This is a genomic window from Castellaniella sp. (genome assembly GCF_034007085.1).
GTDB lineage: Bacteria > Pseudomonadota > Gammaproteobacteria > Burkholderiales > Burkholderiaceae_B > Castellaniella.
The window spans coordinates 1-3,996 of the sequence record NZ_JAVERO010000163.1 but is presented as its reverse complement, the minus strand read 5'-3'; the positions used below and the strand labels follow the sequence as shown (position 1 = coordinate 3,996).

General features: G+C 65.8%; 2 protein-coding genes and 1 pseudogene. 2 read left to right on the top strand and 1 reads right to left on the bottom strand.

The window, feature by feature from the left end:
• Positions 1-23: 23 nt before the first annotated feature.
• The gene (locus RBR29_RS10950; RefSeq protein ID WP_320349251.1) at positions 24-641 is read right to left on the bottom strand and encodes an FmdE family protein; all 618 of its coding nucleotides are present in this window, start codon (positions 639-641) and stop codon (positions 24-26) included.
• A gap of 218 nt (positions 642-859) precedes the next feature.
• On the opposite strand from RBR29_RS10950, the gene acnA reads away from it, so the two are divergent.
• Both acnA and RBR29_RS10940 read left to right on the top strand, forming a co-directional pair.
• The gene (gene acnA, locus RBR29_RS10945; protein ID WP_320349249.1) at positions 860-3,535 is read left to right on the top strand and encodes an aconitate hydratase AcnA; all 2,676 of its coding nucleotides are present in this window, start codon (positions 860-862) and stop codon (positions 3,533-3,535) included.
• 105 nt (positions 3,536-3,640) lie between these two features.
• Positions 3,641-3,996 (top strand): annotated as a pseudogene (locus RBR29_RS10940) (MFS transporter); the annotation flags it as partial.

Below are 3,996 nucleotides of genomic sequence, written 5' to 3'. Positions count from 1 at the left end.
TCGTTGACGCGACCCCGCTGGGGTCAGCCCAGGCGCGGAAGTGGGCTGACCGTCACCAGGCCGGGCTGGTCGCTGGCCTCTAGAATGCGGCGCACGCGGTCCTGCCACAGCTGCGCGAATTCCCGCTGTTCCGTGTTGCTGGCCTGGCCGGCCAGGATCTTCTGCAGCAGCGGCATGGTGGCGGGTGCGCCCGGCACGCTGCGGGCGCTGAAGGACAGCGCCGCCCGGTCGCCCGTATCGCGGCGGGCAAAGACGATCTCGCCCGGGATGTCGCCCCCGAAATGCATCAGATTGCGCCGGTCGAACTGGCCGGCCAGCCCCTTGAAGCCCGTGTCGGTGGTGGCGCCGGTGACCAGGCTGACCACCTGGGCGATGACGCCGGTGACGCCGCTGGTCGCGTCATCGGCAAAGGTCACGTCGATGTCGCCGCGCTGCGGCAGGGAATCGGGATACAGGACACGCAGTGCGCGTACCGTCATCAGCCAGGCGCCGGCCACGGTGGGACAGGAATGGCCGGCCAGGCGCACGGCGTCGTCATAGCCGTATTCGATCAGGCCGTCGTCGGACGCGCCCAGCAGATGGGCCAGCGGGTCATGCAGCGTGATACGGGGGGCCTGGGCAAAGAAAGCGGGAAAGGTCATGCTGGGCTCCGGGGACAGGGGAATCGTGCCAGTGTAGGCCGGCGCGTAGAGAAAATCGGGCTTGCCCCTGGGCGGCGTCCGGTTGTTGTCCCGGATGCCGGCCGGTGCGTGGAAAAAGGGGGGCGTTGCGGGCCGGGAAGTGTAAGATGGACTGGATCAGCGGCTCCGTGGCGCAGGCGCTTCGGCGGCCCAGGTTTGAACCGACAGGAGGACACGTCATGGCACACCCTAACAGTTTCGGCGCACGCGCAACTTTGGATGTGGGGGGCAAGTCCTACCGCATCTGGCGGTTGGATGCCCTGAAAGACCACGGCCTGGACCCGGATCGGCTGCCGTATGGCCTGAAGATTCTGCTGGAAAACCTGTTGCGCACCGAGGATGGCGTTGCCGTCCGGGCCGACGAGATCCGCGCCCTGGCAGGCTGGGATCCGAATGCCGAGCCCAGCCAGGAAATCGCCTTCATGCCGGCGCGGGTCGTGCTGCAGGACTTCACCGGGGTGCCTGCGTTGGTGGACCTGGCCGCCATGCGTGACGCCATGCGGGCCCTGGGCGGGCAGCCCGATCGCATCAACCCTCTGGTGCCTGTGGAACTGGTCATCGACCATTCCGTGATCGTCGATGATTTCGGCCACAACCAGTCGTTTCGGCGCAATCAGGAAATCGAATACCGGCGCAACGTCGAACGCTACAAATTCCTGCGCTGGGGGCAGACCGCCTTCGACAATTTCCGTGTCGTGCCGCCAGACACTGGCATCGTTCACCAGGTCAATCTGGAACACCTGGCACGCGGCGTGTTCACACGCCAGGTCGATGGGGTGACCGAAGCCTATCCTGACACCTGTGTGGGCACGGATTCGCATACGCCCATGGTCAATGGCCTGGGCATCGTCGCCTGGGGGGTGGGTGGCATCGAGGCCGAGGCCGCCATGCTGGGCCAGCCCATTTCGATGCTGATCCCGCGCGTGGTGGGGTTCAAGCTGTCCGGGTCCCTGCCGGAAGGCACGACTGCCACCGACCTGGTGCTGACCATCACCGACATGCTGCGCAAGCATGGCGTCGTGGGCAAATTCGTCGAATTCTACGGGCCCGGCGTGGCCGCCGTGCCGCTGGCCAACCGTGCCACCATCGGCAACATGAGCCCGGAATACGGTTCCACGATTTCCATCTTTCCGATGGACGAGGAAACCCTGGCCTATCTGCGCTTTACGGGTCGTTCGGAAGATCAGGTTGCCCTGGTCGAGGCCTACGCCAAGGCCCAGGGCCTGTGGCACGATCCTGCGCATGAGCCGCAGTATTCCGAACGGCTGGAACTGGATCTGGGCACTGTGGTGCCGTCGATCGCAGGGCCCAAGCGGCCGCAGGACCGGATTGCGCTCACCGACGCCCAGCCCGCGCTGGCAAAGTCCCTGGCGGCACTGCCCGGCGCACCGAAATCCAATCCGGCCACCGTGCGCCTGCCGGACGCGGGGGCCTGCACGATCGATCACGGCGCCGTGGTCATTGCCGCCATCACGTCATGCACCAACACCAGCAACCCGGCGGTCATGATGGCGGCCGGCCTGCTGGCCAAAAAGGCGGTGGAACGCGGCCTGCGCCGCAAGCCCTGGGTCAAGACCAGTCTTGCGCCGGGATCCCGCGTGGTCACGGACTATTACGAGAAAGCCGGCCTGACGACCTACCTGGACCAGTTGGGGTTCAATCTGGTCGGTTACGGCTGCACCACCTGCATCGGTAATTCCGGCCCCCTGATCCCCGAAGTCTCCCAGGCAGTGCGTGCCAACGACCTGGCGGTCGTGTCCGTGCTGTCGGGCAATCGCAACTTCGAAGGCCGCATTCACGCCGAAGTCAAGCTCAACTACCTGATGTCCCCGCCGCTGGTGGTGGCCTATGCGCTGGCGGGCACCATGGACATCGACCTGTTCAATGACCCGCTGGGCCAGGATGCCCAGGGGCGGGACGTCCGCCTGAGCGATATCTGGCCGACATCCGAAGAAGTTCAGGCCGCGATCCGGTCCTGCATTTCTTCGGACATGTATACGCGCGGCTATGCCAGCGTATTCGATGGCGGCGACATCTGGCGCGGTCTGGACACGCCCGAAGGCAGCCTGTTCGACTGGCAGGACGATTCCACCTACGTGCGCAATCCGCCCTATTTCCAGGACATGCCTCGCCAGCCGCAGCCGGTGGGCGACATTCTGGGCGCACGGGTGCTGGCGCTGTTGGGTGATTCGGTCACCACCGACCACATCAGCCCGGCGGGCGCCATCGGCAAGGACACGCCTGCTGGCCAGTATCTGCGCGATCATGGGGTGGAACCCCAGGATTTCAATTCCCTGGGCTCGCGGCGCGGCAACCACGAGGTCATGATTCGCGGCACGTTTGCCAATGTGCGCCTGCGCAACCAAATCGCCCCGGGCACCGAAGGCGGCTGGACGCGCGATTTCACCCGCGACGGCGCGCCGGTTGCCACGATCTTCGAAGCATCCAGAAACTATTTGCAGGCGGGGACGCCGCTGGTGATCCTGGCCGGCAAGGAATACGGGTCCGGATCGTCGCGCGACTGGGCGGCCAAGGGCACGGTGCTGCTGGGGGTGCGCGCGGTGATCGCCGAATCCTACGAGCGCATTCATCGGTCCAATCTGATCGGCATGGGGGTGCTGCCGCTGCAGTTCCCGGATGGCCAGAATGCGGCTTCTCTGGGGATCCAGGGCAGTGAAACCTTCGAGATCACCGGGGTGGATGCTTTCAACGATGGCCATATGCCCAGGACCGTGCGCGTGCGGGCCGGCGCTATCGTGTTCGAAGCGCGGGTGCGTATCGATACCCCGACCGAAGCCGCCTACTACCGCCACGGCGGCATTCTGCAGTACGCCTTGCGGCAGTTGCTGGAATAAGGCGGGCGGTGCGGGCGCGGTCGCCCGACCGCCTCGTCAACCTGTCTACAATGCGGGCTTCGGCCCGCATTTTTTTGCACGGGGCCGGCTTTTTCCGGTCGATGCATGAATTCATCCCCTTCCGCCTCATGGGGCGCCCTGCTGCTGGGTCGCAACGGCCTGCGGTCCCTGGCCTTGGCCGGGGGCGTGGCCGTGCATGCGATCAACATGTTCATCGCCACGACCATTCTGCCCTCGGTCGTCCAGGACATCGGCGGGCTGCCCTGGTATGCCTGGAACACGACTTTGTTCGTGGCGGCCTCGATCATGGGGTCCTCGTGCTCGCCGCTGGGTATTCGCTGGTATGGCCTGCGGCGCACGTTCCTGCTGGCGCTGCTCGTGTTCATGGGTGGCACCGTGATCTGTGGTCTGGCGCCCAGCATGCCCTGGCTGCTGTTCGGCCGGGTGGGGCAGGGCCTGGG

Coding starts and splice junctions, on each gene's coding strand:
- RBR29_RS10950 (WP_320349251.1), bottom strand. CDS start 641: ATGACCTTTCCCGCTTTCTTTGCCCAGGCCCCCCGTATCACGCTGCAT.
- acnA (WP_320349249.1), top strand. CDS start 860: ATGGCACACCCTAACAGTTTCGGCGCACGCGCAACTTTGGATGTGGGG.